Source organism: Vagococcus luciliae (assembly GCF_024637875.1).
GTDB lineage: Bacteria > Bacillota > Bacilli > Lactobacillales > Vagococcaceae > Vagococcus > Vagococcus luciliae.
Window position 1 is genome coordinate 1,196,816 of the sequence record NZ_CP102451.1, and the last position, 24,366, is coordinate 1,221,181.

Genomic DNA, 24,366 nt, shown 5'->3' on the forward strand with positions numbered 1-24,366 from the left:
ATAAAGAAAGGAATGAGTCTATGAAAACAATAACGAAAGAAAGTTTATTTGAACTAAATAGTTTATCCCAACCTATTTCAGTGGGAAATATCATCTTTTTTATGGAGCATTCGATTAATAAAGAGAGTAATCAATACGAATCTCGTATTTATAGTGTAAATAAACAGACAAAAGAGCGTCGATTATGGAGTGGTGAGGAGACTTCAATTAGTCAGTTGAAAGTATCACCAAATAAAAAATGGCTAAGCTATGTGAGTAAAGTTGGCAAAAACCAACATTTAAAAATCCAATCACTAGATGGAGGTAGTGCCTATAGTTTGATGCAAAAAGATTCTTTTTCGGATTACATTTGGAATGAATCAAGTAGTGCGATTTATTTTATCCAAACGAAATCAACTGATGAAAAGAAAGAAGAAAAGACTTTAGTGCAACCAAAAAGATGGAATAAATTGATTTATAAATTAGATGGAGCTGGATTATTAGACTTAAACGCGACGTATCAATTAAGTAAAATAATGCTAGCAACGAAAGAAGAAAGCATCTTATTTGAAACCACTGATGAAATCAATTTAACCTATGTTTCTAAAGATGAAAGCTATGTGTTACTTGGACGAGATAAAGAACCACAAGATGAGTGGGATTATGGTAGTACATTGTATAAATATGATTTATCAACAAAATCTCTGATGAATTTAACAGAGTCATTGCCTAAAGGAAGTTTTTATTATGGTAAAATGAATCCTACTGAAGAAGATTTATTATTAGTTGGAAATACCTTTGAATATGGTTTTGTTACCCAAAATAAATTGTACCACTATAACATGAAAAGTGGTTGCTTAACCTGTTTAACTGAAAGCTTAGATGAAGAAGTAGGTGACGCTATTGTTGGAGATTTTCAACAACAAGTAAGGGGAGTCGATATTGACTTTTTAACTTCTGATACTTTTATTTTCCCCGTAACTCATCATGGAAAAATTGTGTTATACAAGGGTGATTTTGATGGTAATTTCAAAAAAATATATGATGAACAAAATCATCTAACAGATGCGTATTTAACAGGTAATGAACTAATTGTGACGTATTCAACGTTAATAGAGCCATCAGTTTTAGCGACTTTATCTTTAGAAGATGTCACATTAAAAACAGTATACAATCCAAATGAGTTAATTTTAAAAGATATGATATTATCAACACCACAAGAATTTTGGTACGAATCTGAGGAGGATGTATCCGTTCAGGGATGGTATGTGCCACCTGTATCAAGTGAAAAACAGCATCCAGCCGTTCTATATATTCATGGTGGTCCTCAAGTATGTTATGGTGAAACGTTCTTCCATGAAATGCAATACCATGCGGCAAATGGTTATGGCGTGATTATGTTAAACCCAAGAGGTGGACAAGGTTACGGCCAGGAATTTGTTAGTGCGATATTAGGAGATTATGGCAATAAAGACTATACGGATTTGATGATAGGATTAGATGCTGTGTTAACAGAACATCCTGAAATTGATGAGAAAAAATTAGTGGTTGCTGGTGGAAGTTATGGAGGCTTTATGACAAATTGGATTGTTGGCCATTCTAAACGATTTCAAGCGGCAGTGACACAACGTTCTATTTCTAACTGGATTAGTTTTTATGGGACAAGTGATATTGGAGCATTCTTTGTTAAGTATCAGTTATTGACGGACTTACCTAATATGGATGCTATGTGGAAATTATCACCATTAGCTTACGTAGAACATGCGCAAACACCTTTACTTGTTTTACATGGAGAAGACGATTTACGTTGTCCAAAAGAGCAAGGTGAACAAATGTATACAGCGATGAAACGTTTTAACGTGCCTACTGAAATGGTTGTGTATCCGAAATCGAGTCATGGTTTATCAAGAGGAGGATTACCTCATTTACGTTTAGCTCGTCTGACAGATATTTCATCATGGTTTGATAAGTATTTAAACAATGGAGAGACAATAAAATGAGTGTAAAAGACAAAACATTAGCAATGTTAGAAAATCATCGGGGAGAGTTTTTCTCCGGTGAAAAACTAGCTGAAACAATAGGGGTATCTAGAAATGCCGTATGGAAAGCCATCAAGCACTTAGAAAGTGAAGGCTATCCAATTAAAGCCGTAAAAAGTAAAGGTTATTCGTTAGAGGAATCTAGTGATAAGTTATCTCTGCAGGGAATGTTACCTTTTCTTGATGAAACCATTGATTCTAGTTTGATTCAAGTTTGTGAGTCGATTGATTCGACAAACAACTTAGCAAAAGAATTAGCTGTGTCAGGAGCTGAAAATGGGACAGTGATTATTGCAAATGAACAAACAAAGGGTCGTGGAAGATACGGGAAAACATTTGAATCGCCAAAAGATTCAGGTATTTATATGAGTATCATACTAAGACCTGAAGAGATGCCACAGATTGATCCATCTCTTATGACAGCCTATTCAGCGGTTGTTGTCTCAGAAGTATTAGAACAATTATCCGGTGAAAAAATAGGTATAAAATGGGTTAATGATTTGTTTTTAAATGGAAAAAAAGTATGTGGTATCTTAACAGAGGCTGTTAGTAATTTAGAAACTGGACGTTTAGATTGGATTGTAGTCGGTATTGGTATTAATGTATCAACTAAATCTGAGCTATTTTCAAAAAACGTTCAATCTATTGCAACAGCCCTGTTTAATAATAAAAATACGATAAGAAATGAAATTGCTGCTAACGTTATCAATCAATTTTTCTTACAAGCTTCTAACATGACGCAAAAAAATATGATGCAACAGTATCGTGAAAAATCTATTGTAGTTGGTCAACTGGTTTCCATTGTGTCAGGAGCAGATTCTTATGTTGCTCAAGTGGAAGATATTAAAGATAATGGCTCTTTGATGATTAAATTGTCTAATGGGGAAACAAGAGAGTTGAGATTTGGTGAAGTGTCGTTAAAAATAAAATAGTCACCTTTTATTTTTTTTTAGTTGACTATCCTTTTCTTTTTGTTATAATAAAAAAAGAAAAGGGGAGAAATGATGACAAAATTTAAACCATCTGATTTAACAAAAATCGCTTTATTTACTGCTGTGATAGTTGTTTTATCACAAATTAGTATTCCGATGCCGTATGGTGTTCCAATGACGTTGCAAACATTTATTATTCCATTAACGGGCATATTACTGGGAAAAAAATCAGGAACTATATCCACAATATTATATATTTTATTAGGATTAATTGGCTTGCCTGTTTTTGCGGGATTTTCTGGAGGAGTTGCTATTGTATTTGGTCCGACAGGAGGTTTTATTTTAAGTTTTCCAATTATGGCATATATTGCAGGTTGGTTTGCAGAACGAAATAATAAAGCATTTCTATATATAGGATTATTTTTAGGAGCTGTGATTAATTTCTTAGTAGGCTTTATTGTGTTTCATTTTGTGACGGGAAGTAGTTTATCTGTGGCTTTTGCAGCAACAGTGTTACCATTTATTCCAACGACTATTATAAAAGTTGTAGTCATTGGTTTAATATCACAAAAATTGAGACCATTAGTAAAAAATAAAGTATTAGTATAGAAAAAAAGGCTGACTAAAAAGTATTAAAATAGAAAAAATCCCATGAAATCCGTTAATTTCAACGTTGATTTCATGGGATTTCTGTTTTATTAGTTAAGTGATTTTTATTTAAAAAATCATTTTTTAGTCAGCTTTTTTTGTATTATTGAGCTGATAGTAAGTAGTTTCCAAAGGCTTCTTTGTCATATCCGGGAGAAATTCTAACACGTTTTAAGGCAAATAAGCCATCATTCTTACTAGCATATCCAGGTTCGGTAGTCAGTGCTAATTTATACCCCACATTTTCTGCTTCTTTTTCAACTCGTTCATCATATCGACCAGCTGGATAACACACGACTGATGTATTCTGATTTAGAGTAGTATCCATCCAAGTTTTAGAATCTGCTAGCTCTGTATGAATTTGTTCATCACTTAATGTGTTTAAATCCAAATGGCTTACAGTATGACTTTCGATTGAAATAAAGCCACTATCAGTCATTTTTTTCATATCATCTTCATGAAAATAATATTGATTATCTAGTTTTGAGGTGATGTAATTAATAGTCGCATTCATTTTTAAATCTTCTAATATTGGAAATCCTTCGGTAAAATTATTTAAGTAACCATCATCTAAAGTAACCCAAACGATATTTTCTTTTGGCTTTTTATTTTCTGTTAATACAATGTAGGCTTCTTCAGGAGTTAACGTATAATAATCATGTTCTTTCAACCATTCCATATGCTGTTTAAATTCTTCAGGTGGGAGTTTCAAGGTATTACCATCATCACTTTTAGTTAAACTATGATACATTAAAATTGGAAAAGAAATAGTTGTATCGCTGGTTATCCAATTAGACGTATCAATGTCATCAGAATGTTTGTTCTTTTCAGATGTCTGAGTTGTTTCTTGGCTTGCTACATCAACTAAACTAGAAGATGTGGTTGTTTTAGTAGTTTTTAGTTGATTATGTGGTTGAAATAATTTTACACCCAAAATAATAAGTTCAACAGATAATAGGATAACTAAAAACCATAGTATTTTTTTCTTCATTTGTTGCCTCCTTATCTTGTCTATAGTATCAAAGCCCTCTTTAGATTGGCAAGTATTTGTTGAAAGAATTGAGCTATGTTAAACTGTTTAAGGTGAGTTAAGCAGAATTAATAGATAAAATAGAATGGAAGTGTTTGGGTGAAACAATCTCAATTTAAATGGGAAGAGCAATCATTATCTGAAGACCAACAACAACTTATGGAAGTGTTTAAAGAAAATAAATTATCTCCAATTATGAGTGAATTATTAGTAAAACGTGGTGTATCAAGTTTAGAAGAAGCACAATCTTTTTTGACCCCTACATTAGCAGCTACACATGACCCTTTTTTGTTATACGATATGGACAAAGCGGTTAATCGTATGCAACAAGCTATCGAACAAGGTGAAAAAATCTTAATATATGGTGATTATGATGCAGATGGTATTACCAGTACAACAGTGTTAAAAGAAGCCATTGAATTGATTGGTGGAGAAGTAGAGTATTATTTACCAGATCGATTTGTTGATGGGTATGGACCTAATACAGAAGTCTATCAATATTATATTAATCAAGGAATTAATTTAATTGTGACAGTCGATAATGGTGTGAGTGGCCATGAAGCGTTGATGTTTGCAAAAGAGCAAGGAGTAGATGTGATTGTCACAGATCATCATGAGTTGCCAGCTGAATTACCTGAAGCATATGCGATTATTCATCCAAGACATCCGTTGGGAGAGTATCCATTTAAAGATTTAGCAGGAGTTGGTGTAGCATTTAAAGTTGCAACAGCCCTTTTAGGTGAAATCCCTATGGAAAGCTTAGATTTAGTGGCAATTGGAACAGTAGCTGATTTAGTTTCTTTAACTGGAGAAAATAGAATATTAGTTAGTTCCGGATTGAAAATATTAAAACAAACTGAGCGAGTTGGCTTGCATGCTTTAGCAGAAATTGGGAACTTAGATTTAGCTAATGCAAATGAAGAAACGATTGGATTTGGTATTGCCCCTAGATTAAATGCAATGGGACGATTAAAAAGTGCTATGCCAGCTGTAGAGTTAATGACAACATTTGATGATGAGGAGGCAATGAGTATTGCAACAGATATTCAAGAAACCAATGCTGAACGTCAAGCTTTAGTTAAAGCTATTACAAAAGATGCTTTAGAAATGGTTGACGCTATGGGCGAGTTGCCTATTTATATTTTGTATAAAGAAGAATGGCATGAAGGGGTACTAGGTATTGTTGCAAGCCACATTGTCAGACAAACACAACGACCAACCATTGTTTTAACGAAAAACAATGATACACAATTATTAAAAGGATCTGGAAGAAGTATTGCTAACATTGATTTATTTCAAGTTTTATCACAAATAAAAGAACAATTTGTGTCTTTTGGTGGACATCATATGGCAGCAGGACTATCATTTGAACCGGATAAATTAGATAAAATTAAGAATGATTTGATTAAGATAGTGTCTCCTTTAATAACGGATGAAACCAAAGAAACTTTAACAATTGATGCGAGACTTGAACTCTCAGATATTTCAGTTGAACTGATTGAGGAATTAAATCAGTTATCTCCTTTTGGAACAGATAACCCATCACCACATTTTTTATTTGAAAAAAATCAAGTGGATGGAATGAAAAAAATTGGGGCAGATAACAATCATCTAAAGGGACAGTTAGTTCAAACTACTAGTCAAATTGATTGTATTGCATTTGGAAAAGGGGATGCAATAGATGAACTAGTGACAGGTGAATCGGTTGATGTAGTAGGAAAGTTATCCATTAATGAGTGGAATGGATTTAGGAAAGTTCAATTAATGATGGAAGATTATCAGGTATCAGGCATTCAAATTTTTGATATGCGTGGTGGAAAAACCAATGATTTTGATCAGTTATCAATTAATCCTACCTATGTCATTTTTAATGATGAGACATCTGCAGCTAATATACCAACAGAACGTTTGTATCATGTTAAAACTAAAAAAGATATTGAGGCTTTAACACAAATTAAAGAAATGGTGTTTGTTGATTGTCCTTATGATTTAGAAGTAGTTTCATCTTTGGTTTCACTGTGTGACATTCATCGTTTGTACTTGTGGATAAATGTCTCGACAGAACATTATTTATCAGGCGTTCCAACACGAGAACAGTTTAGTAAAGTATTTAAATTGGTTCAAACGCAAGGAAGTCTAGATGTGCGTTATAAATTAACAGAGTTATCCAATTATCTACAAATATCTAAAAATCATTTAATTTTTATCATAAAAGTGTTTTTTGATTTAGGATTTGTTACAATAGAAGATGGTTTGATGAGTAAAGTTGCCAATCCTAGTGCTAAAGCTTTAGAAGAAAGCGACGTTTATCAAGCTTACTTACATAAAATTGACATGGAAAAACTATTTTTATATAGTAATGTAGCAGATATTCGTCATTGGATATCGCAACAGGAGGAAGACAGATGAACTTAAAAGATTATATTGCTAGTATCCCTAATTACCCTCAAGAAGGTGTTATCTTTAGAGATATTTCACCGTTAATGGGAGACGGAGCAGCTTATCAAGAAGCCACAAATCAAATCGTTAAGTATGCTAAAGAACGTGGAGCTGAAATGGTTGTTGGACCAGAAGCTCGTGGTTTTATTATTGGTTGTCCAGTTGCTTATGAACTAGGTATAGGGTTTGCACCAGCTCGTAAAAAAGGGAAATTACCTCGTGAAACCATTGAAGTAGACTATGGTTTAGAATACGGTAAAGCAACATTAACACTTCATAAAGATGCCATTAAACCTGGTCAAAAAGTGATTATTTGTGATGATTTATTGGCAACAGGTGGTACAATTGCAGCAACAATTGAATTAGTTGAGCAATTAGGTGGAGAAGTAGTTGGATGTGCTTTCTTAGTAGAATTAAACGAGTTAAATGGTAGAGAAAAAATTAAAGGTTATGATATTCTAGCATTAATGGATTTCTAGATATAGAAAAAAACGATAAGAAAATTATTTCTTATCGTTTTTTTTCTTGTTTTCAGAGTATAAATATTGCCTCATTTCTCTGTGAACGCGTTTTACATCTTCGGGAGACTCTAAAATTAACAATTTACCGCGGTCAGTAGTTAAATTTTTTTTAATATCTGGTAGACGTTTTTTGAAACGACGGTTCCATTTATAAAGTTTGAACATACGCTTAATGTTTTTTTTTCGTTGAGTAAATGTTTTCTTTTTAGTAAAACATTGAGTAAAAGCTCTCTTAGTAACACGATACTGTGTAAGATATATAGGATAATCAAGAATGATAATTAAATCTGCTTCTTTTGTAGTTTTTTCTGTCCAGTGGCTAACTTGAACGCCTTCTACAATCCAATTAGGTAGTTCAGAAAGACGAGTATTGAGTTGATGATAACGCTTGTTTTTATCTTTTATCTTTAAATAGTCATCTAAAGAGATTCCTTGTATGTGATACTTTTCTTGAAGCTTAATAGCTAAAGATGTTTTACCACTACCTGCATACCCAATAATTCGTATTTTCATTCTAATTTGATTCTCCAGTCAATCTTTCTGTACATATCGTACAATAAATGTTGGTCTTTTTCAATAAAATACACTAATAAAAAGAAGTGGTGATATTATTAAATTGTTTGTTGACAATTTTTAGTATCATCGGTATGATATGGAGTGTAATTTAATTGCCGCCTTAGCTCAGTCGGTAGAGCACCACCATGGTAAGGTGGGGGTCGTCGGTTCAAGTCCGACAGGTGGCTTACGAAGAAAAAATATCACTAGGATGACTTCCTAGTGATATTTTTTATAGTTTTTTAACAAATTCAGATTTTAATTTCATTGGTCCAAATCCATCAACTTTACAATCAATGTCATGATCGCCTTCTACTAAGCGAATATTTTTAACTTTAGTTCCTTGTTTGATTGGTTGACTAGCGCCTTTTACTTTTAAGTCTTTGATAACTGTGACTGAATCACCATCTACTAACGGATTTCCGAAAGCATCTTTTTTTACAATTTCTGTTATTTTTTCTTCTTCTTTAGACCATTCATGTGCACATTCAGGACATACGTACATTAGTCCGTCATCGTATGTGTAAGTTGATTGGCATTCTGGGCAATTTGGCAATGTTTCCACTGTCTTACCCTCCTTTCGACAATTTATTTTATTGTATCTTATTTGTTATAAAAAAGAAAGTTGCATTTAAAAAGTTAAAGATTCATGTTTAAATATAATAAGGTATTTGGATTTTCATTATAATCATGTATAATGATAGAAGCAAATTTAAATAAAAGGAGGCCCCTTTTTTGACTGATAAAAATGATGACTTTAATCGTGAAGATGAACATAAGACGGGAAAAGAGTTGAAGGATTATGTTCTTGACTCAATGCAGTCAGAGGATGCAGAAAAAGAAGAACCAACCAATCACACAACAAATGATACCTATAAACGTAGTAGAGAAAGAAGTTCTAGTAGAAGGCAAGAACAAAGCTATAATGGACGTAAAAAAGAAAATAATATGGTAAAAAAAATTGTACTAATTATTGTAGCTGTTCTTATTTTGACATTATCTATTGCTGGATTTTATGCGTATCAATATTTTACATCTAGCCTAAAGCCTTTAGATAGTAGTAATCAAAAATTAGTCCAAGTGGAGATTCCTCAAGGTAGTAGTAGCAAGCAAATTGGTCAAATATTAGAAAAAAATAAAATCATTAAAAGTGGTTTAGTTTTCTCGTATTATGTCAAGATGAATAATAAAGCAAACTTCCAAGCAGGTTATTATCAAATGTCTCCAAGTATGACATTAGAAGCAATTACCAATAGTCTAGAAGAAGGTGGAACGGATGAGCCAGTATCGTTAGCAGATGCTAAAATCACAGTTCCTGAAGGATATTCTGTTGATCAAATTGCTGAATTATTTAGTAAAGAAACGAAATTACCTAAAGATGATTTCCTAAATGTCATGAAAGATGAGGATTTCTTTAATGAATTAGTTAAAAAATACCCTGATCTACTAACTAGTGCAAAAGAAGCTAAAGATGTCAGGTATCGTTTGGAGGGTTATTTATATCCTGCTACCTACTACTACTATAAAGATGTCCCGATTAAAGATATGGTAACGCAAATGGTTGATAAAACAAATCAAGTGTTAGCTCCGTATTATGATCAAATTAAAGAGAAAAAAATGACAGTACAAGAAGTATTAACACTTGCCTCTTTAGTTGAAAAAGAAGGTGTAACACCTGATGACCGACGTAAAATTGCTCAAGTCTTTTTAAATCGATTGGCAATCGATATGCCGATTCAATCTGATATATCGATTCTTTACGCGATGGATGAGCATAAAGTTCATCTATCTGAAAAAGATACACAAGTTGATTCACCATATAACTTGTATACTAATAAAGGGACTGGACCTGGGCCATTTAATAACCCTAGTCAACAAGCCATTGAATCTGTTCTAAATCCAGAAGCAACGGATGCTCTATATTTCTTAGCTGATGTATCAACGGGTAAAGTGTACTACGCTAAAACATATGATGAACATTTAGCGAATAAAAAAGAGTATATTGATGACAAAAATAATTAATTTTTATGATATTAAACGTTTCATAAAATAAAGAGTTTACATTTTTCAAACAACGTGGTATTGTGTTGTGTATATTAAATAGGGTAAGCTTTTCTGATACGAATTTATCAGGAAAGCTATTCCTTTATTAGAAAATAAGCTAATATAAATTAGTTAAGGAGAAGTGAGAGTATTATGGAAAAAGTCTATCCTGTGACTTTAGAAGGTAAATTAAAATTAGAAGAAGAATTAGAAATGCTAAAAACAGTCAAACGTAAAGAGATTGTTGAACGTATCAAAATTGCAAGAAGTTTTGGTGATTTATCTGAAAACTCTGAATATGAATCAGCTAAAGATGAACAAGCCTTTGTAGAAGGCCGTATTACAACTTTAGAAAACATGATTCGCTTTGCACAAATTATTGATAGTGACAGTGCTGATAAAGATACAGTATCTTTAGGTAGAACTATAACGTTTGTTGAATTACCAGATGGTGAAGAAGAAGAATATACAATTGTTGGTAGTGCAGAAGCAGATCCATTTGAAGGAAAAATTTCAAATGATTCTCCAATTGCTAAAGCGTTATTAGGACATAAGTTAAATGATATTGTTAAAATTGAAACACCAGGTGGAAGTATGGATGTTAAAATACAAAAAATCTCTTAAAAGTTATGCTTTAGCATAACTTTTTCTTTTGAATCTAAGACTTAAGTCTGATGAAAGATTCAATCTTTTGAAGTTGTGTGACCTATTTAAGAAACGTTATAATAAATGAAAAGAAAAATAAAAGGAGCCGATTTATTATGCGTAGCTCATGGAGAGTATTTATTGTGATTGAGTCATTATTATTATTATGGGCTCTTTATCAGATGTTTGGAAACGTTCCAGCTATTATTTTCTTAACGTTTGCGTTAATTAATTTGTTTTATGCAGTAAAGAAAAAAAGAAAAACCTCCTTTAATCAATTTCAACTGATAGCCTCTATTATTATTATCGTGTTGTCTCTACTTAGTAGTCCAGCTATTTGGTTAGCTCTAGTGTTGGCTATTATTTATTTTGGTCTTATAATGGGAGAAATATCAGAAGTTAGATTATTTAATTTTGCTCCTTGGAAGAAGAAGCAGATTAAAATGATTCAAACAACTAGTCGTAATGTTAGATCAGGCAAACGATTTAAACGCCCTTGGATTGGCAGTCAGCGTCTTGGAAGTGATACGTATGAGTGGGATGATATTAATTTTTCAGTTGTTATTGGGGATACGATTATTGATTTGGGAAATACATTGCTACCTAAAGAAGACAATGTAGTTATTATCAGAAAAGGTTTTGGTCGTACTCGTATTTTAGTTCCAACTGGGATAGGTGTGATGTTAGAACATTCAAGTATGCGTGGGGCCGTTCATTTTGATCAAGAAGTCTATCATTTAAATAATGAATCCCTCAAGTTATATAGTGAAGACTATGATGAATCTACACGACGTTTAAAAATAATTACCAATACACTATTTGGAGATTTAGAGGTGATTCGTGTATGATGTCTAAAAAGAGTCGCCCTCTTATCTTTTTTTATTCGTTTTTATTAACGTTTATTGTATTAATAGTGACGCTTTACACGTATTTTTATGCGAATAATCAACGTAAATGGATGCTTGAATTGATCACGACTCGTCTATTTAAAGTGCCAATTATTGTATATATTGTGTTGATAGCCATTGCAGTTAGTGGAATTGTATTCTCAATTCTATATTTAGTTAATCGACATACATATGGTAAAATTGAAGAACAATTACACTTTCTAAGTGTTGGCAACTATGATCATAGTATTTTTTCAAATAAGGAGAAACAATATCAAGAAGATGGTTTGATTGATGAATTGGAGCAAGATGTTCAAAATATCCGTTCAAAAATGTTATCTATGTCAAAAGAACTACAAGAGTTGAGTGCCATACCTAAACAGGTGAATGGTGAGTCGAAAGAAGATATTATTAAATCTGAAAGACAACGAATTGCAAGAGAACTTCATGATTCTGTTAGTCAGCAGTTATTTGCAGCGACGATGATGTTGTCAGCTTTAAATGAAGTGGTTGAAGAAATGGATATTCCAGACATTGTTGAATCTCAACTACAAGTTGTTGCTTCAATTATTAATACATCTCAATCAGAAATGCGCGCGCTATTATTACATTTAAGGCCTATTAATTTAGAAGAGAAAACATTGCAACAAGGAATTGAAATGTTATTGAAAGAATTACAAACAAAGATTAATATAGAGCTAAAGTGGCAAATAGAAAATGTATCCTTACCTAGTTCAATAGAAGATAATTTATTTAGAATCACACAAGAGCTTTTGTCCAACACCTTGCGTCATGCTAAAGCTAATTTACTAGAAGTTTACTTAAAAAAAATCGATCAAACGGTTTTATTGCGATTGGTAGATGATGGAGTTGGATTTGATGTGAAAGAAGAAAAAGTAGGTAGCTATGGTTTACGAAATATTCGTGAGCGCGTTCAAGGTATGGGAGGAACGTGTCGGATAGTGAGTTTTAAAGGACAAGGAACAAGTATTGAAATTAAAGTCCCGATTCTAAAGGAGGAACGTGATGATTAAAGTACTGTTAGTAGATGATCATGAGATGGTTCGTTTAGGGGTATCGTCTTATTTATCCATCCAATCTGATATTGAGGTGGTAGGAGAAGCTGAGAATGGTTTGGTAGGTTATGAAAAAGCATTAGAAAAAAGGCCAGATGTGATTTTAATGGATTTAGTGATGGAAGTAATGGATGGGATTGAAGCCACAAAAAAAATTTTATTAGAGTGGCCAGAAGCAAAAGTGATTATCGTGACGAGCTTCATTGATGATGAGAAGGTTTATCCAGCTATTGAAGCAGGTGCTGCTGGTTATTTATTAAAAACATCGTCGGCTAAAGATATAGCCAATGCTATTAGATCAGCATATAATGGTGAAAAAGTACTAGAACCTGAAGTAACTAGTAAAATGATGGAGCGATTATCTAAACCAAAAGTTCATGTTTTACATGAGGATTTAACTAATAGGGAGAAAGAAATATTACTACTAATCTCTGAAGGGAAAAGTAACCAAGAAATAGCAGATGAGTTATTTATCACATTAAAGACAGTGAAAACACATGTATCGAATATCTTATCAAAACTAGATGTAGATGATAGAACACAGGCAGCTATTTATGCGTTTAAACATGGAATTGTAAAATAATTAAGTCATTAAGGAGACAAAATACATGAGGAAAACATTTGCAGTTATCGGATTAGGGCGTTTTGGTGGTAGTGTGTGTAGAGAATTAGTAGAATCAAACCAAGAAGTATTAGCAATTGATAATTGCGAAGATCGTGTTAACGAATACATGAATATTGCCACTCATACCGTTTTGGCTAATGCTCAAGATGAAGCAACGTTACGTTCATTAGGTTTAAGAAATTTTGACCATGTGATTGTGACAATTGGGGAAGATATTCAAGCAAGTATTTTAGTGACATTGATGGCAAAAGAAATGGGTGTACCACATATTACTGCTAAAGCTCAAAATGAGTATCATGGACGAGTATTAGAAAAAGTTGGGGCAGACTTAGTTGTTCATCCTGAACGAGATATGGGTTTCCGATTGGGGCATAAATTAACGTCGAATAATATGATTGATTTCATTGAGTTATCCGATGACTATTCTTTAGCTGAAATTCGTGTTAATTATAAACAATTCTTTAATAAAACAATTCAAGAAATTAATTTCAGAAAGCATTACAATGTCACTATTGTAGCAATTCGTCGGGGAAAAAATGATTTGATTGTTTCACCTCCTGCTGAACAAGTTATTTTAGAAGGAGATGTTTTACTTGTCGTTGGGCATAATGATGATGTCGATTATCTAGATGCAAAAATGAAATAAAGATAAGCATGAAGTTAAAAGGTTCTCAATGTTTATGTTACAATAAGTGCGACATCCAAATAGTTGGGGGAAGATAAAATGAAACTTATAGTAACTGATGATGCACACAAATGGTTTGTAGAAGAACTAGGAATAGAATCTGGAGATTTTGTCCGCTTTTTTGGGAAATATGGCGGTAGTACTAATGTTCATGTTGGGTTTTCAACCGGTATTCAATTAGTTGAGCCAGAAAATCCATTAATAACGACGGTAATTGATGGTATCACTTATTTTGTAGAACAGTCAGATGATTGGTTTTTTACCGATTATACATTGACTATTGATAGAGATGACTTATTAAATGAACCGAATTTTACCTATGCCTAAATAGAGTATTCAGGAACAATATTGTTTAAAAAGAGAGAGTTTGCTTCTCTCTTTTTTTTATTATAAAAATAATGTGATAAATCATTCATTAATTAAAAGATGAAAAAAATATACCTGATTTTTTAATTAAATAAACTATTAGGTTATTTTATCTACACAGTAAAAGAAAAAGCCATCAATTCTGATGGCTAAATTTATAGTTAGAGAGAGTTATCTCTGTCTTTCTATTTTTTTATACGTTTTGGTAGAGCATTGAAATAAATTAAAAGGGTCAAGGCTACTCCAACGGAACCAAATGAAACACTTGGCCAAATGAATTGAAGAACAGCTGTTAAAACACTCGGTAAGGTGGCAGCATATACAATGATTTTGAAAACATCCTTATATCTAAATCCAATCAGCCTAAATTTAGTAAATAAATTGGCAAAAAAGGTAAGAATGACGATATCGACAAACAGATTAAAAAACACCATAAACCAAGTTACTAGGGAAATAACACTAAACCACATTGATTGACTACTATTACTAGTAAAAAGTTGCTCTAGTATTTGTTTGTTCAATCCATTTGCTTGATACATTGAATATGGAATACTAAGAACGTTATTATCCATAATATCTGTTGTTGTACTGACTCTAGGTAAAATCATGATAACTTCTTTTTTTAATAATCCAACAACGAGTACGTTTCCGGTTGCATCTGATTCAATTTCTTTTTTTGTTCGCTTATCTGTGGGATCAAATGTAAAAATAATAGAATCTGTTTGGTAGATAAAGCCATCTGTTTTTTCTTTTGTCACTAATGTGTTATCTTCAATAGAAAAATCAGGTAGTTTTTGAATGATTTTTTCTCCATCATCTTGAATAGTCTTTGTGATTAAGGTTGCCTGATAAATAACAGGAAGTGACAGTACAATAGCTAGTAATAATAGATATAAAAAAACGTGAAATCCTTTTTTATTTCGACCTTCTAATAACAAAGTAGGTTGTTTAAAACTAGCCTTAATTAAGTCAAATGTTCGCATAATTACTCCTTTGCAATATAAATTAATTAATACTCATTGTAACGCTTTTATCTACTGAATACAAGAAAGCAAAAATTGTGAGTTTTCGGTTTTATTTTTTGCTTTTTCTATTGTTTCAATGGTATATTGAAATTGTTCATAATTATCAAAAAATTTAGGGGGCTTTATTATTATGACTTATACTTTACCAGATTTACCATATGCATATGATGCGTTAGAACCACATATTGATGAATTAACAATGAAATTACATCATGACAAACATCACAATACATATGTGACTAATTTAAATGCGGCAATTGAAAAACATCCAGAATTGGGTGAGCAATCAATTGAAGAATTAATTACTAATTTAAACGATGTCCCTGAAGATATCCGTATGGCTGTTAGAAACAATGGTGGCGGACACGCAAATCATGCATTCTTCTGGGAAATTATGGGACCTAATGGTGGTGGAGAACCTACTGGGGCAATTAAAGGTGCAATTGAAAGTGCATTTGGTAGCTATGATAACTTTAAAGATCAATTTTTAGCAGCTGCCACTGGTCGTTTTGGTTCAGGTTGGGCCTGGTTAGTTGATAACAATGGGAAATTAGAAATTATGTCAACCCCAAACCAAGATTCTCCATTAACTGAAGGAAAGACTCCTTTATTAGGTATAGATGTTTGGGAACATGCTTACTATAAAAAATATAGCAATGTTAGACCTGACTATGTGAAAGCATTTTTCAATGTGATTAACTGGGATGAAGTAAACAACCGTTATAAAGCAGTTCAAAAATAATTAGTTTAGGGGGAGCAAAACGCTTTCCCTTTTTTTTGTAAAAATTCGCATGTATCCTGTAAAAGTTAAACATATGAATGAAAAGAATATGGTATAATGAACGAAAATAAAAGGGAGGGCAAGTCCGTATGTTAGAACTATCTAAAGAATCGGTATTAAGTGCATTAAAACATGAAGCTGATAAAATTAAACACTTGCTAACGAATCAAAGAAATCATCAATGTATTGCCCAGTGTAAAGCCTTTGAAGAAGTCGTTGATACACAAATGTTTGGTTTTTCAAAACAGGTAGAATTCGCTCAATCCATTGGTTTAATTGACAGACAAGAAGGGCTTGATATGGTTATCGAATTAGAAAAAGAGTTAAATAGAGTCTATAACACGGTATATCAAGAAGTAAAAGAGTCAGAGAGTTAAAGGATTTGGGGGTTGTTTAATCGGTGCATAAAAAAATAAATAAAAAATTTTTTCTAGACTATCTCATTTTAGTTCCTTATTTGATATTATCAGTTGTTGGAATATTAATGGTATATAGTGCAAGCTCTGTTAATTCACAAGGTTTAGCTTTAGAAGCAATTAAACAAGGTGGATTTTTTATTGTGGGGTTAATTGCTATTTTCTTTATTTATAAAATGAAAACACAAGTATTTCAGAATAAACAGTTTATTATGACTGCTATTATCACAATAGGAGCTTTGCTTATTTTGACGAAATTCACTAGTTTAGGTGTTAAAGGAGGAGGCGCTGATGGCTGGTTGAAGATTGGTGCTATCACATTACAACCTGTTGAATTTTTAAAAATTATTGTCATATGGTATTTAGCTTATATTTTGTCGCGTAGACAAGGTACAATTTTATCTCATTTTAAAGATGCCTTACTAAAACCTATGATGTTAATTGGTTTATTAATTTTTCTAGTATTAATTCAACCAGATACTGGAGGAGCAGCTATTTTAATTTTGATTACATTAATTATGGTTTTAGCTAGCGGGATACCGTATTTATATAGTCTAGTAGCGATTGGTGGAGGGGTAGTTGTATCCACCTTTTTAATTCAATTTATAGCATTATTTGGAGGGGCATTATTTCCAAAACGTATGATGTACGTATATAAACGATTTAAAACATTTACTAATCCATTTGAAGACCCATTAGGCGATGGACATCAGATGATTAATTCATATTTTGCTCTGAATAATGGTGGTTGGTTTGGTTTAGGTCTTGGTAAGAGTATTCAAAAAAAAGGTTTTTTAACGAATGCTCAGACAGATTTTATGTTTTCAATTGTGGTTGAAGAATTAGGGTTAATTCTGTCATTGATTTTACTTGTGTTATTATTCTTTTTGATTTTAAGAATATTTGCCATTGGCATTCGTTCAACGGATAGTTTTAATTCGTTAATGTGTATAGGAGTTGCTGGCATGATACTAATACAAGTATTTGTTAATTTAGGAGGTGTCACTGGGTTGATTCCATTAACGGGTGTGACGTTTCCTTTCTTAAGTCAAGGAGGATCGAGTTTAGTTACTTTATCAATCGGTGTTGGCTTTGCATTAAATATTAGTGCAGATGAAAAACGTAAAAAATATGAAAGCAACGAGTATGAAGAGACTCGTTTGCTATTAATGTTAAATGATTAATAAAAAAATGTGGGGGATATAAATATGAAGAAAGTATTAGTAGCTAACCGCGGGGAAATAGCTATCAGAGTGTTTCGAGCGTGTACGGAGTTAAACTTACAAACAGTAGCAGTATATGCAACAGAAGATGATCGTTCGATTCATCGTTTTAAAGCAGATGAGGCCTACTTAGTAGGAAAAGGAAAAAAACCAATTGATGCTTATTTAGATATAGAAGATATCATTCGTATTGCAAAAAAATGTGGAGCAGATGCTATCCATCCGGGATATGGCTTTTTATCTGAAAATATTCACTTTGCAAGACGTTGTGAAGAAGAAGGTATCAAATTTATTGGACCAAGTTTACATCACTTAGATATTTTTGGAGATAAAATTAAAGCAAAATTAGCAGCTCAAGAAGCAGGTATTTCTTCTATTCCAGGAACAGATGGCCCTGTCAGTGGAGTGGATGATGTTGTTGCATTTGGGGAAGAATTTGGGTATCCAATTATGATTAAAGCCGCTTTAGGTGGAGGCGGACGTGGTATGCGTGTGGCCCATAATAACGAAGAAGCACGCGATGGATATGAACGGGCTAAGAGTGAAGCTAAAGCAGCATTTGGTAGTGATGAAATTTATGTTGAAAAATACATTGTGAATCCAAAACATATTGAAGTACAGATTTTAGGGGATGAACATGGTAATGTTATTCACTTATTTGAACGTGACTGCTCTGTTCAACGACGTCATCAAAAAGTAGTTGAAGTTGCACCTTGTGTGTCTATGTCTGATGAAAAACGTGAAGAAATTTGTCAAGCAGCAGTAAAATTAATGTCACACGTTGGTTATATTAATGCTGGAACAGTTGAGTTTTTAGTTGATAAAGATAGTTTCTATTTCATCGAAGTGAACCCACGTGTCCAAGTAGAACATACGATTACAGAGTTAATTACAGATGTTGATATTGTGACCAGTCAATTACAAATTGCAATGGGAAAAGATTTACATAAAGAAATTGGCTTACCAGAGCAAAAAGATATTCATATTCACGGATATGCGATTCAATGTCGAATTACAACAGAAGACCCATTGAATAATTTTTTACCTGATATTGGTAAAATTGACACGTATCGTTCTCCAGGTGGCTATGGTATTCGTCTAGACGTAGGGAATGCTTTTGCAGGTGCAATGGTAACGCCATTTTTTGATTCATTATTAGTTAAAGTCTGTACACATGGTATTACATTTGAGCAAACAGTCCAAAAAATGTTACGTGCACTAAAAGAATTTAGAATTCGTGGTGTTAAAACCAATATTCCGTTTCTTTATAATGTACTATCTCACGAAGTTTTTACGAGTGGAGAAGCAACGACAACGTTTATTGATACAACAGACGAATTATTTAATTTCCCTAAAATGCGTGACCGTGGAAATAAAACAATGAAATATATTGGAGAAGTCACAGTCAATGGGTTCCCAGGAATTGGAAAACATGAGAAGAAATACCATTCTTCCCCAAGAATCCCTGAGATTATGACAACAACAGATAAACGAATTGAAACGCCCAAAATGATTTTAGATGCCAAAGGACCTGATGCTGTCGTTGATTGGGTAAAAAATCAGTCATCTGTTTTAGTGACAGACACCACTTTTAGAGATGCTCATCAGAGTTTACTTGCAACACGTGTCAGAACAAATGATTTAAAACGGATTGCAAAAGAAACAGGTGAACTTATCCCAGAATTATTTTCACTTGAAATGTGGGGTGGGGCAACGTTTGACGTAGCGTATCGCTTCTTAAATGAAGACCCTTGGATGAGATTGAAGAAATTACGTAAGTTAATGCCAAATACTTTGTTCCAAATGTTATTTAGAGGATCAAATGCTGTGGGTTATCAAAATTATCCAGACAATGTGATTAAAGAATTTATTACGGTTGCAGCTAGAGAAGGCATTGATGTGTTCCGTATCTTTGATAGTTTAAACTGGTTGCCACAGATGGAACAAAGTATTCAGTATGTAAGAGATGCCAATAAAATTGCTGAAGCGACTATTTGTTATACTGGAGATGTATTAGATCCTCGTCGTCCAAAATACAATATGACATATTATAAACAAATGGCACGTGATTTAGAAAATATGGGAGCTCATATTATTGCGATTAAAGACATGGCTGGTTTATTACAACCGCAAGCGGCGTATCATTTGATTTCTGAATTAAAAGCAACCGTTGATGTGCCAATTCATTTACATACACATGATACAGCAGGTAATGGAATCATTACTTATTCTGCAGCCGCTAAAGCAGGCGTTGATATTGTTGATGTGGCGATGAGTGCTATGAGTGGTTCAACAAGTCAACCAAGTATGAGTAGTTTATATTATGCGTTAGAAAATGGTGATCGTGATTTAGATATTAATATTGAATCTGTTCAAAAAATTAATCACTACTGGGAAGATGTACGAGCTTTCTATGCCCCATTTGGCAATGGTATTAATGCGCCTCAAACAGAAGTTTACCAACATGAAATGCCAGGTGGACAATATTCTAATTTACAACAACAAGCTAAAGCAGTTGGGCTTGGCGATCGTTGGGAAGACATCAAAAAAATGTATGAACGTGTGAACTATTTATTTGGCGATATTGTTAAAGTAACCCCATCTTCAAAAGTAGTGGGAGATATGGCACTATTTATGGTTCAAAATAATTTAACTGAAGAAGATGTGGAAGAAAGAGGTAGTGAGTTAAACTTCCCAGAGTCAGTGATTAGTTTCTTCCAAGGTGATTTGGGTCAACCAACTGGTGGTTTCCCTAAAAAGTTAAAAGAAACCATTTTAAATGGTCGTCCGTCAATCGAAGTGCGTCCTGGTAGTTTAGCAGAACCTGTTGATTTTGATAAAGTAAAAACAGAATTAGCAACTAAAATTGACCGTGAACCAACAGATAAAGAAGTCATTAGTTATATCATGTACCCACAAGTATTTCTAGATTATATGACAATGTATAATACTTATGGCGATGTGGAATTACTTGATACACCAACTTTCTTCCAAGGAATGCGTGTGGGAGAAACAGTTGAAGTGCGTATTGAAAAAGGAAAAACACTGATTATCACATTAGATGAAATCGGTGAGCCTAACCTTGAAGGAAATCGCGTCTTATTCTTTAATTTAAATGGTCAACGTCGTGAAATTGTGATTAAAGATAGTAATATCAAATCAACTGTTATGGCAAAAGAAAAGGCTGAGCCAACAAATGGTGCACACGTTGCCGCAACAATGCCAGGTTCTGTCTTGAAGGTGTTAGTAACACCAGGAGATTCTTTGCAAAAAGGTGATCCTATTATGATTACTGAAGCTATGAAGATGGAAACAACTATTTACGCAAAACGCAATGGGATTGTAAAACGTGTCCTGGTGTCAGATGAGGAAGCCATTCAAGCAGGTGATTTATTAGTTGAATTAACGATTTAATAATACTTTTAGGAGAGGTGACAAGATGCGACGTATAGGAGAATTTATTTTAGTGTTTTTAATAGTGCTGACATTTTTTTATATGAAACCAGTCGTCTTGTCACAAAGGTCTCCAAAGTCAGTAGAGGAACTAGTTGTTAATGAGGTAAAACCTCAAACAAAATCTAATCAACAAAATGAACTAAATGCTACTGGATTAGCAACAATTATCGGGTTATCAGAAAAGCAACTAAAAGAAAAGATGCCTAATCCTAAAAATGAATGGGTTGTGGGTGTTGATAGAAAATGGTTGGTTTACGGAGATAATAAAATCGATTATTATCAAGTTGAGTTGACAGATGGTAAAGTATCAAGTGTGTTTGTTTTAGGGACAAAAGTTGACGTTTCTCCTTTTAGTATGGATATGACGTTAGGTGATATTTCAGAAATCACAACAATTTATCCTAATTTCGAGTTTGACTATCGTGATAAAAAATATGAAATAGAGCTCACAGAAGACGATATGAATTATCGACCACTCATAGCTTTTGATAACGGGACGTTTGCTTTATTACATTTTAATTATGATACAGGACAACTATTAGGGGTTCGCTATGTTAGTAAGAGCGCTTTGGTGGAAATGATTCCCTATCAATTAAACGAAGAAGTCTCTCTTCAACCAGTTGAGTTAACAGATGAGCAGTGGAATCAATTTAATCAAGCAAATACAGAACAAATGTTTACGATTTTAAATATTATGCGTGAAAGGGTCAATCGTAAACCTTATAAGTTAGATGCTGAATTAGCTTTAGAAAGTAAAAAAGCTCTAGAAGAGTTTAATGCAGATCCCAAACTAGTTATAAAAAAAGAAGAAAGATTAGACCAATGGCAAGAAAAAGTGGATTCAAGTAATCCCAGTGATAGTTTTATTTTAGTTGATGAAGAGTTAGAACGTCTATTAAAACTAGGAAAGCCTATTGATAAAGGAACACATGGTTTATTCGCCCAAAGTATGGGTGATGTGCCATTTATTGTGTCAAATTGGTTTGTTAATCGATTTGATCAACAAGAAATTAATGATGCGAAGGATGAGTATATAGGAATTGCCTTTAATAAAAATCAAGTATTGGTCTTATTTAATCAAAAGGCAGTAAATACTTCACTAACCACTGAAAGTAGTGATAAAAAATGATTTATAATGATGAATTATTTGATTTAGAAGATAAAGTGAATCAATTAGCTAAAGATGTATTAAATAGTCAAACTGTGATAGATTATCTCCATGACTATCAAGCGATTGACAAAAGTAGCGAGGTATCTGATTTAGTGTCAGATTTTTTAACTAAAAAAGAAGCGTTTGAAAAAATAGAACCTTATGGGAAGTATGCCCCTGACTTTAAGGAAACAAGACGTGCACTAAGAAAATCCAAACGGGCACTAGATACGAACGAATTAGTTGCAACGTTTAAAATAAGTGAAACAACTGTTCAAAATGTGTTAGACTATATTAGTCTAGATATTGCTCAAACCATATCTGATACGATAAAAGTTGATGCAGGAAATCCCTTTTTTGAATTTGCTAAAAAAGGATGTGGAGGGACATGTCATGTTAACAAATGAATTGGAATTAACGCCAAGACGTGGTTTAATCGTTTGGGTATATAGTTTAAAACAATTGAGAAATTTGAAGCGATTTGGTTATATTCATTATGTATCAAAAAAGATGAAATATGCGGTTCTCTATGTTAATGAAGATTCTCTTGAAGAGACAATTGAAAAATTGAATAAACAATTTTTTGTTAGAAGTGTAGACAAGTCTTTTAGACCAGATATTAACATGAATTTTACTAATAGGTTAGGAAATCAAGACTGTCATGATGAACCATTAGATTTTGAAGAGCAAAAAACAGAAATTCGCTTAGCAGAATTTGATGATTAAAGTATTTGTCTGGCATAAGGCAAATACTTTTTTTATCTAGATTTATAGATAGAAAGGAAGAAACAAATGCGAGTTATTGCAGGTGAATTTAAAGGAAGAAAATTACAATCTTTAAAAGGGGATAATACTAGACCAACTTCTGATAAAATAAAGGGATCTATTTTTAATATGATTGGTCCTTATTTTGATGGTGGTATTTGTTTGGATTTATATAGTGGTAGTGGAAATCTTGCTATTGAAAGTATTTCTAGAGGAATGGATAAAGCCTATTGTTTTGATATGTTTTTTCCTGCTGTAAAAGTGATTCAAGAGAACGTGACAATGACTAAAAAAAAAGAGGCATTTATTGTAAAAAAATTAGAGGCAAAAAAAGCATTAGAGTTTTTAGCTAGCCAAGAAATATTATGTGACTATGTGTTTTTAGATCCGCCTTATGCTAAAGAAGATTTAGAGAAAAATATGGTCATGTTACAATCTTTAAATTTATTAAAAAAACAGGCAAAAATCATTTGTGAGATGGATAAACATGTTATATTACCAGATATAATTGGTCAATTAGTCTTACAACGAGAACAGCAATATGGTGTGACAAAAGTCAGAATTTATCAATTGAAGGAGGAAAAAGATGGTTAAAAAAAGGATTGCTCTTTTTCCGGGAAGTTTTGATCCAGTAACCAAAGGGCATTTAAATACTATTAAAAAAGCCAGTAGGTTATTTGATGAGTTAGTTGTAGGAGTTTTTACTAATACGACCAAAAAAACATTATTCACCCCAATTGAAAGGCAAAATTTTATTGCTGAAGAAGTAAAAGAGTTAGAAAATGTTTCAGTTAGATTATGCGATAATGACTTAACTATTCGAATTGCTGATGAGTTAGGGGCAGATTATTTAGTACGTGGTATTCGTAATCAATTAGATTATGAATATGAAAAAAGTATAGCCGTTTTAAATAAGCATCTTTCTTCTCATATTGAAACCATTTTTTTGATTTCTGATGAAGAATATAATCATATCAGTTCTAGTATGGTGAAAGAAATTGCTAAATTTCAAGGAAATATCACCGATTTTGTTCCAGAAAAGGTCAATGATGCACTCAAATTAAAATTTAAATAATAAGA

At 32.8% G+C, this 24,366-nt stretch carries 25 protein-coding genes and 1 tRNA gene; 22 read left to right on the top strand and 4 right to left on the bottom strand.

Going from position 1 to position 24,366, the window contains the following annotated elements; all coding sequences use genetic code 11:
- The first annotated feature begins 20 nt into the window (after positions 1 to 20).
- The 3 genes from G314FT_RS05860 to G314FT_RS05870 all read left to right on the top strand — a co-directional run bounded on the left by G314FT_RS05860 (position 21) and on the right by G314FT_RS05870 (position 3,559).
- Positions 21 to 1,979, top strand: a complete 1,959-nt coding sequence (locus tag G314FT_RS05860) for an alpha/beta hydrolase family protein (protein ID WP_257699424.1) — start codon at positions 21 to 23, stop codon at positions 1,977 to 1,979.
- A complete protein-coding gene (locus tag G314FT_RS05865; protein ID WP_257699426.1) occupies positions 1,976 to 2,950 on the top strand; it encodes a biotin--[acetyl-CoA-carboxylase] ligase in 975 nt (324 codons plus the stop codon). The genes G314FT_RS05860 and G314FT_RS05865 overlap by 4 nt, the downstream gene beginning before the upstream one ends.
- 72 nt (positions 2,951 to 3,022) lie before the next feature.
- Positions 3,023 to 3,559 carry a biotin transporter BioY gene (locus G314FT_RS05870; protein ID WP_257699427.1) on the top strand — a complete coding sequence of 179 codons (537 nt, stop codon included), beginning with the start codon at positions 3,023 to 3,025 and terminating at the stop codon, positions 3,557 to 3,559.
- Positions 3,560 to 3,701: 142 nt separating this feature from the next.
- On the opposite strand, the gene G314FT_RS05875 is transcribed toward G314FT_RS05870, so the two are convergent.
- A complete protein-coding gene (locus G314FT_RS05875) occupies positions 3,702 to 4,589 on the bottom strand; it encodes a polysaccharide deacetylase family protein (protein ID WP_257699428.1) in 888 nt (295 codons plus the stop codon).
- A 138-nt stretch (positions 4,590 to 4,727) separates the two neighbouring features.
- On the opposite strand from G314FT_RS05875, the gene recJ reads away from it, so the two are divergent.
- Together recJ and G314FT_RS05885 are read left to right on the top strand one after the other, a co-directional pair.
- Positions 4,728 to 7,037, top strand: coding sequence for a single-stranded-DNA-specific exonuclease RecJ (recJ, locus tag G314FT_RS05880; RefSeq protein ID WP_257699430.1), 2,310 nt, complete (start codon positions 4,728 to 4,730; stop codon positions 7,035 to 7,037).
- Positions 7,034 to 7,546 carry an adenine phosphoribosyltransferase gene (locus G314FT_RS05885; protein WP_257699431.1) on the top strand — a complete coding sequence of 171 codons (513 nt, stop codon included), beginning with the start codon at positions 7,034 to 7,036 and terminating at the stop codon, positions 7,544 to 7,546. The genes recJ and G314FT_RS05885 overlap by 4 nt, the downstream gene beginning before the upstream one ends.
- 24 nt (positions 7,547 to 7,570) lie before the next feature.
- Here G314FT_RS05885 and G314FT_RS05890 read toward each other — a convergent pair whose 3' ends face one another.
- Entirely contained in the window at positions 7,571 to 8,101 is a 531-nt protein-coding gene (locus G314FT_RS05890) for a P-loop NTPase family protein (RefSeq protein WP_257699432.1), read from the bottom strand.
- A 157-nt stretch (positions 8,102 to 8,258) separates the two neighbouring features.
- Between G314FT_RS05890 and G314FT_RS05895 the strand changes: the two genes are divergently transcribed.
- A tRNA-Thr gene (locus G314FT_RS05895) sits at positions 8,259 to 8,331 on the top strand.
- A 44-nt stretch (positions 8,332 to 8,375) separates the two neighbouring features.
- Here the strand turns inward: G314FT_RS05895 and G314FT_RS05900 are convergent.
- Positions 8,376 to 8,708, bottom strand: coding sequence for a zinc ribbon domain-containing protein YjdM (locus G314FT_RS05900; RefSeq protein WP_257699433.1), 333 nt, complete (start codon positions 8,706 to 8,708; stop codon positions 8,376 to 8,378).
- Positions 8,709 to 8,959: 251 nt separating this feature from the next.
- Here G314FT_RS05900 and mltG point away from each other — a divergent pair, with 251 nt between their 5' ends.
- From mltG to G314FT_RS05935, 7 genes are all read left to right on the top strand, one after another.
- On the top strand, positions 8,960 to 10,165 hold the full coding sequence (gene mltG / locus G314FT_RS05905; RefSeq protein WP_423837528.1) for an endolytic transglycosylase MltG: 1,206 nt from the start codon (positions 8,960 to 8,962) through the stop codon (positions 10,163 to 10,165).
- Positions 10,166 to 10,336: 171 nt separating this feature from the next.
- Complete coding sequence (greA, locus tag G314FT_RS05910) at positions 10,337 to 10,810, top strand: transcription elongation factor GreA (RefSeq protein ID WP_279348168.1); 474 nt, start codon at positions 10,337 to 10,339, stop codon at positions 10,808 to 10,810.
- 137 nt (positions 10,811 to 10,947) lie between these two features.
- Positions 10,948 to 11,679 carry a cell wall-active antibiotics response protein LiaF gene (gene liaF / locus G314FT_RS05915; protein ID WP_257699439.1) on the top strand — a complete coding sequence of 244 codons (732 nt, stop codon included), beginning with the start codon at positions 10,948 to 10,950 and terminating at the stop codon, positions 11,677 to 11,679.
- Positions 11,676 to 12,752, top strand: a complete 1,077-nt coding sequence (locus G314FT_RS05920; protein ID WP_257699441.1) for a sensor histidine kinase — start codon at positions 11,676 to 11,678, stop codon at positions 12,750 to 12,752. Before liaF ends, G314FT_RS05920 begins: the two co-directional genes overlap by 4 nt.
- Positions 12,745 to 13,377 carry a response regulator transcription factor gene (locus tag G314FT_RS05925; protein WP_257699443.1) on the top strand — a complete coding sequence of 211 codons (633 nt, stop codon included), beginning with the start codon at positions 12,745 to 12,747 and terminating at the stop codon, positions 13,375 to 13,377. The genes G314FT_RS05920 and G314FT_RS05925 overlap by 8 nt, the downstream gene beginning before the upstream one ends.
- A 25-nt stretch (positions 13,378 to 13,402) precedes the next feature.
- On the top strand, positions 13,403 to 14,065 hold the full coding sequence (locus G314FT_RS05930; protein WP_257699446.1) for a potassium channel family protein: 663 nt from the start codon (positions 13,403 to 13,405) through the stop codon (positions 14,063 to 14,065).
- 78 nt (positions 14,066 to 14,143) lie between these two features.
- Positions 14,144 to 14,431 (top strand): HesB/YadR/YfhF family protein, encoded by a 288-nt coding sequence (locus G314FT_RS05935; RefSeq protein ID WP_257699449.1) that lies wholly within the window; start codon positions 14,144 to 14,146, stop codon positions 14,429 to 14,431.
- Between the two features lie 224 nt (positions 14,432 to 14,655).
- On the opposite strand, the gene G314FT_RS05940 is transcribed toward G314FT_RS05935, so the two are convergent.
- Positions 14,656 to 15,453: a DUF1189 domain-containing protein gene (locus tag G314FT_RS05940; RefSeq protein WP_257699451.1), complete on the bottom strand. Its 798-nt coding sequence runs from the start codon at positions 15,451 to 15,453 to the stop codon at positions 14,656 to 14,658.
- A gap of 172 nt (positions 15,454 to 15,625) precedes the next feature.
- Here G314FT_RS05940 and G314FT_RS05945 point away from each other — a divergent pair, with 172 nt between their 5' ends.
- The 9 genes from G314FT_RS05945 to coaD all read left to right on the top strand — a co-directional run bounded on the left by G314FT_RS05945 (position 15,626) and on the right by coaD (position 24,361).
- Positions 15,626 to 16,237, top strand: coding sequence for a superoxide dismutase (locus G314FT_RS05945; protein ID WP_257699453.1), 612 nt, complete (start codon positions 15,626 to 15,628; stop codon positions 16,235 to 16,237).
- A gap of 128 nt (positions 16,238 to 16,365) precedes the next feature.
- The gene (locus tag G314FT_RS05950; RefSeq protein WP_125956165.1) at positions 16,366 to 16,653 is read left to right on the top strand and encodes a DUF1507 family protein; all 288 of its coding nucleotides are present in this window, start codon (positions 16,366 to 16,368) and stop codon (positions 16,651 to 16,653) included.
- A 23-nt stretch (positions 16,654 to 16,676) separates the two neighbouring features.
- Complete coding sequence (locus G314FT_RS05955; RefSeq protein WP_257699457.1) at positions 16,677 to 17,876, top strand: FtsW/RodA/SpoVE family cell cycle protein; 1,200 nt, start codon at positions 16,677 to 16,679, stop codon at positions 17,874 to 17,876.
- 24 nt (positions 17,877 to 17,900) lie between these two features.
- Entirely contained in the window at positions 17,901 to 21,329 is a 3,429-nt protein-coding gene (locus tag G314FT_RS05960) for a pyruvate carboxylase (RefSeq protein WP_257699458.1), read from the top strand.
- Between the two features lie 25 nt (positions 21,330 to 21,354).
- The gene (locus tag G314FT_RS05965) at positions 21,355 to 22,500 is read left to right on the top strand and encodes a CAP-associated domain-containing protein (RefSeq protein ID WP_257699459.1); all 1,146 of its coding nucleotides are present in this window, start codon (positions 21,355 to 21,357) and stop codon (positions 22,498 to 22,500) included.
- A complete protein-coding gene (locus G314FT_RS05970) occupies positions 22,497 to 22,928 on the top strand; it encodes a YlbF/YmcA family competence regulator (RefSeq protein WP_257699460.1) in 432 nt (143 codons plus the stop codon). The genes G314FT_RS05965 and G314FT_RS05970 overlap by 4 nt, the downstream gene beginning before the upstream one ends.
- Positions 22,915 to 23,247 (top strand): YlbG family protein, encoded by a 333-nt coding sequence (locus tag G314FT_RS05975; protein WP_257699463.1) that lies wholly within the window; start codon positions 22,915 to 22,917, stop codon positions 23,245 to 23,247. Before G314FT_RS05970 ends, G314FT_RS05975 begins: the two co-directional genes overlap by 14 nt.
- A gap of 66 nt (positions 23,248 to 23,313) precedes the next feature.
- Positions 23,314 to 23,880 carry a 16S rRNA (guanine(966)-N(2))-methyltransferase RsmD gene (rsmD, locus tag G314FT_RS05980; protein ID WP_257699465.1) on the top strand — a complete coding sequence of 189 codons (567 nt, stop codon included), beginning with the start codon at positions 23,314 to 23,316 and terminating at the stop codon, positions 23,878 to 23,880.
- A complete protein-coding gene (gene coaD, locus G314FT_RS05985) occupies positions 23,873 to 24,361 on the top strand; it encodes a pantetheine-phosphate adenylyltransferase (RefSeq protein ID WP_257699466.1) in 489 nt (162 codons plus the stop codon). The genes rsmD and coaD overlap by 8 nt, the downstream gene beginning before the upstream one ends.
- Positions 24,362 to 24,366 lie beyond the last annotated feature (5 nt).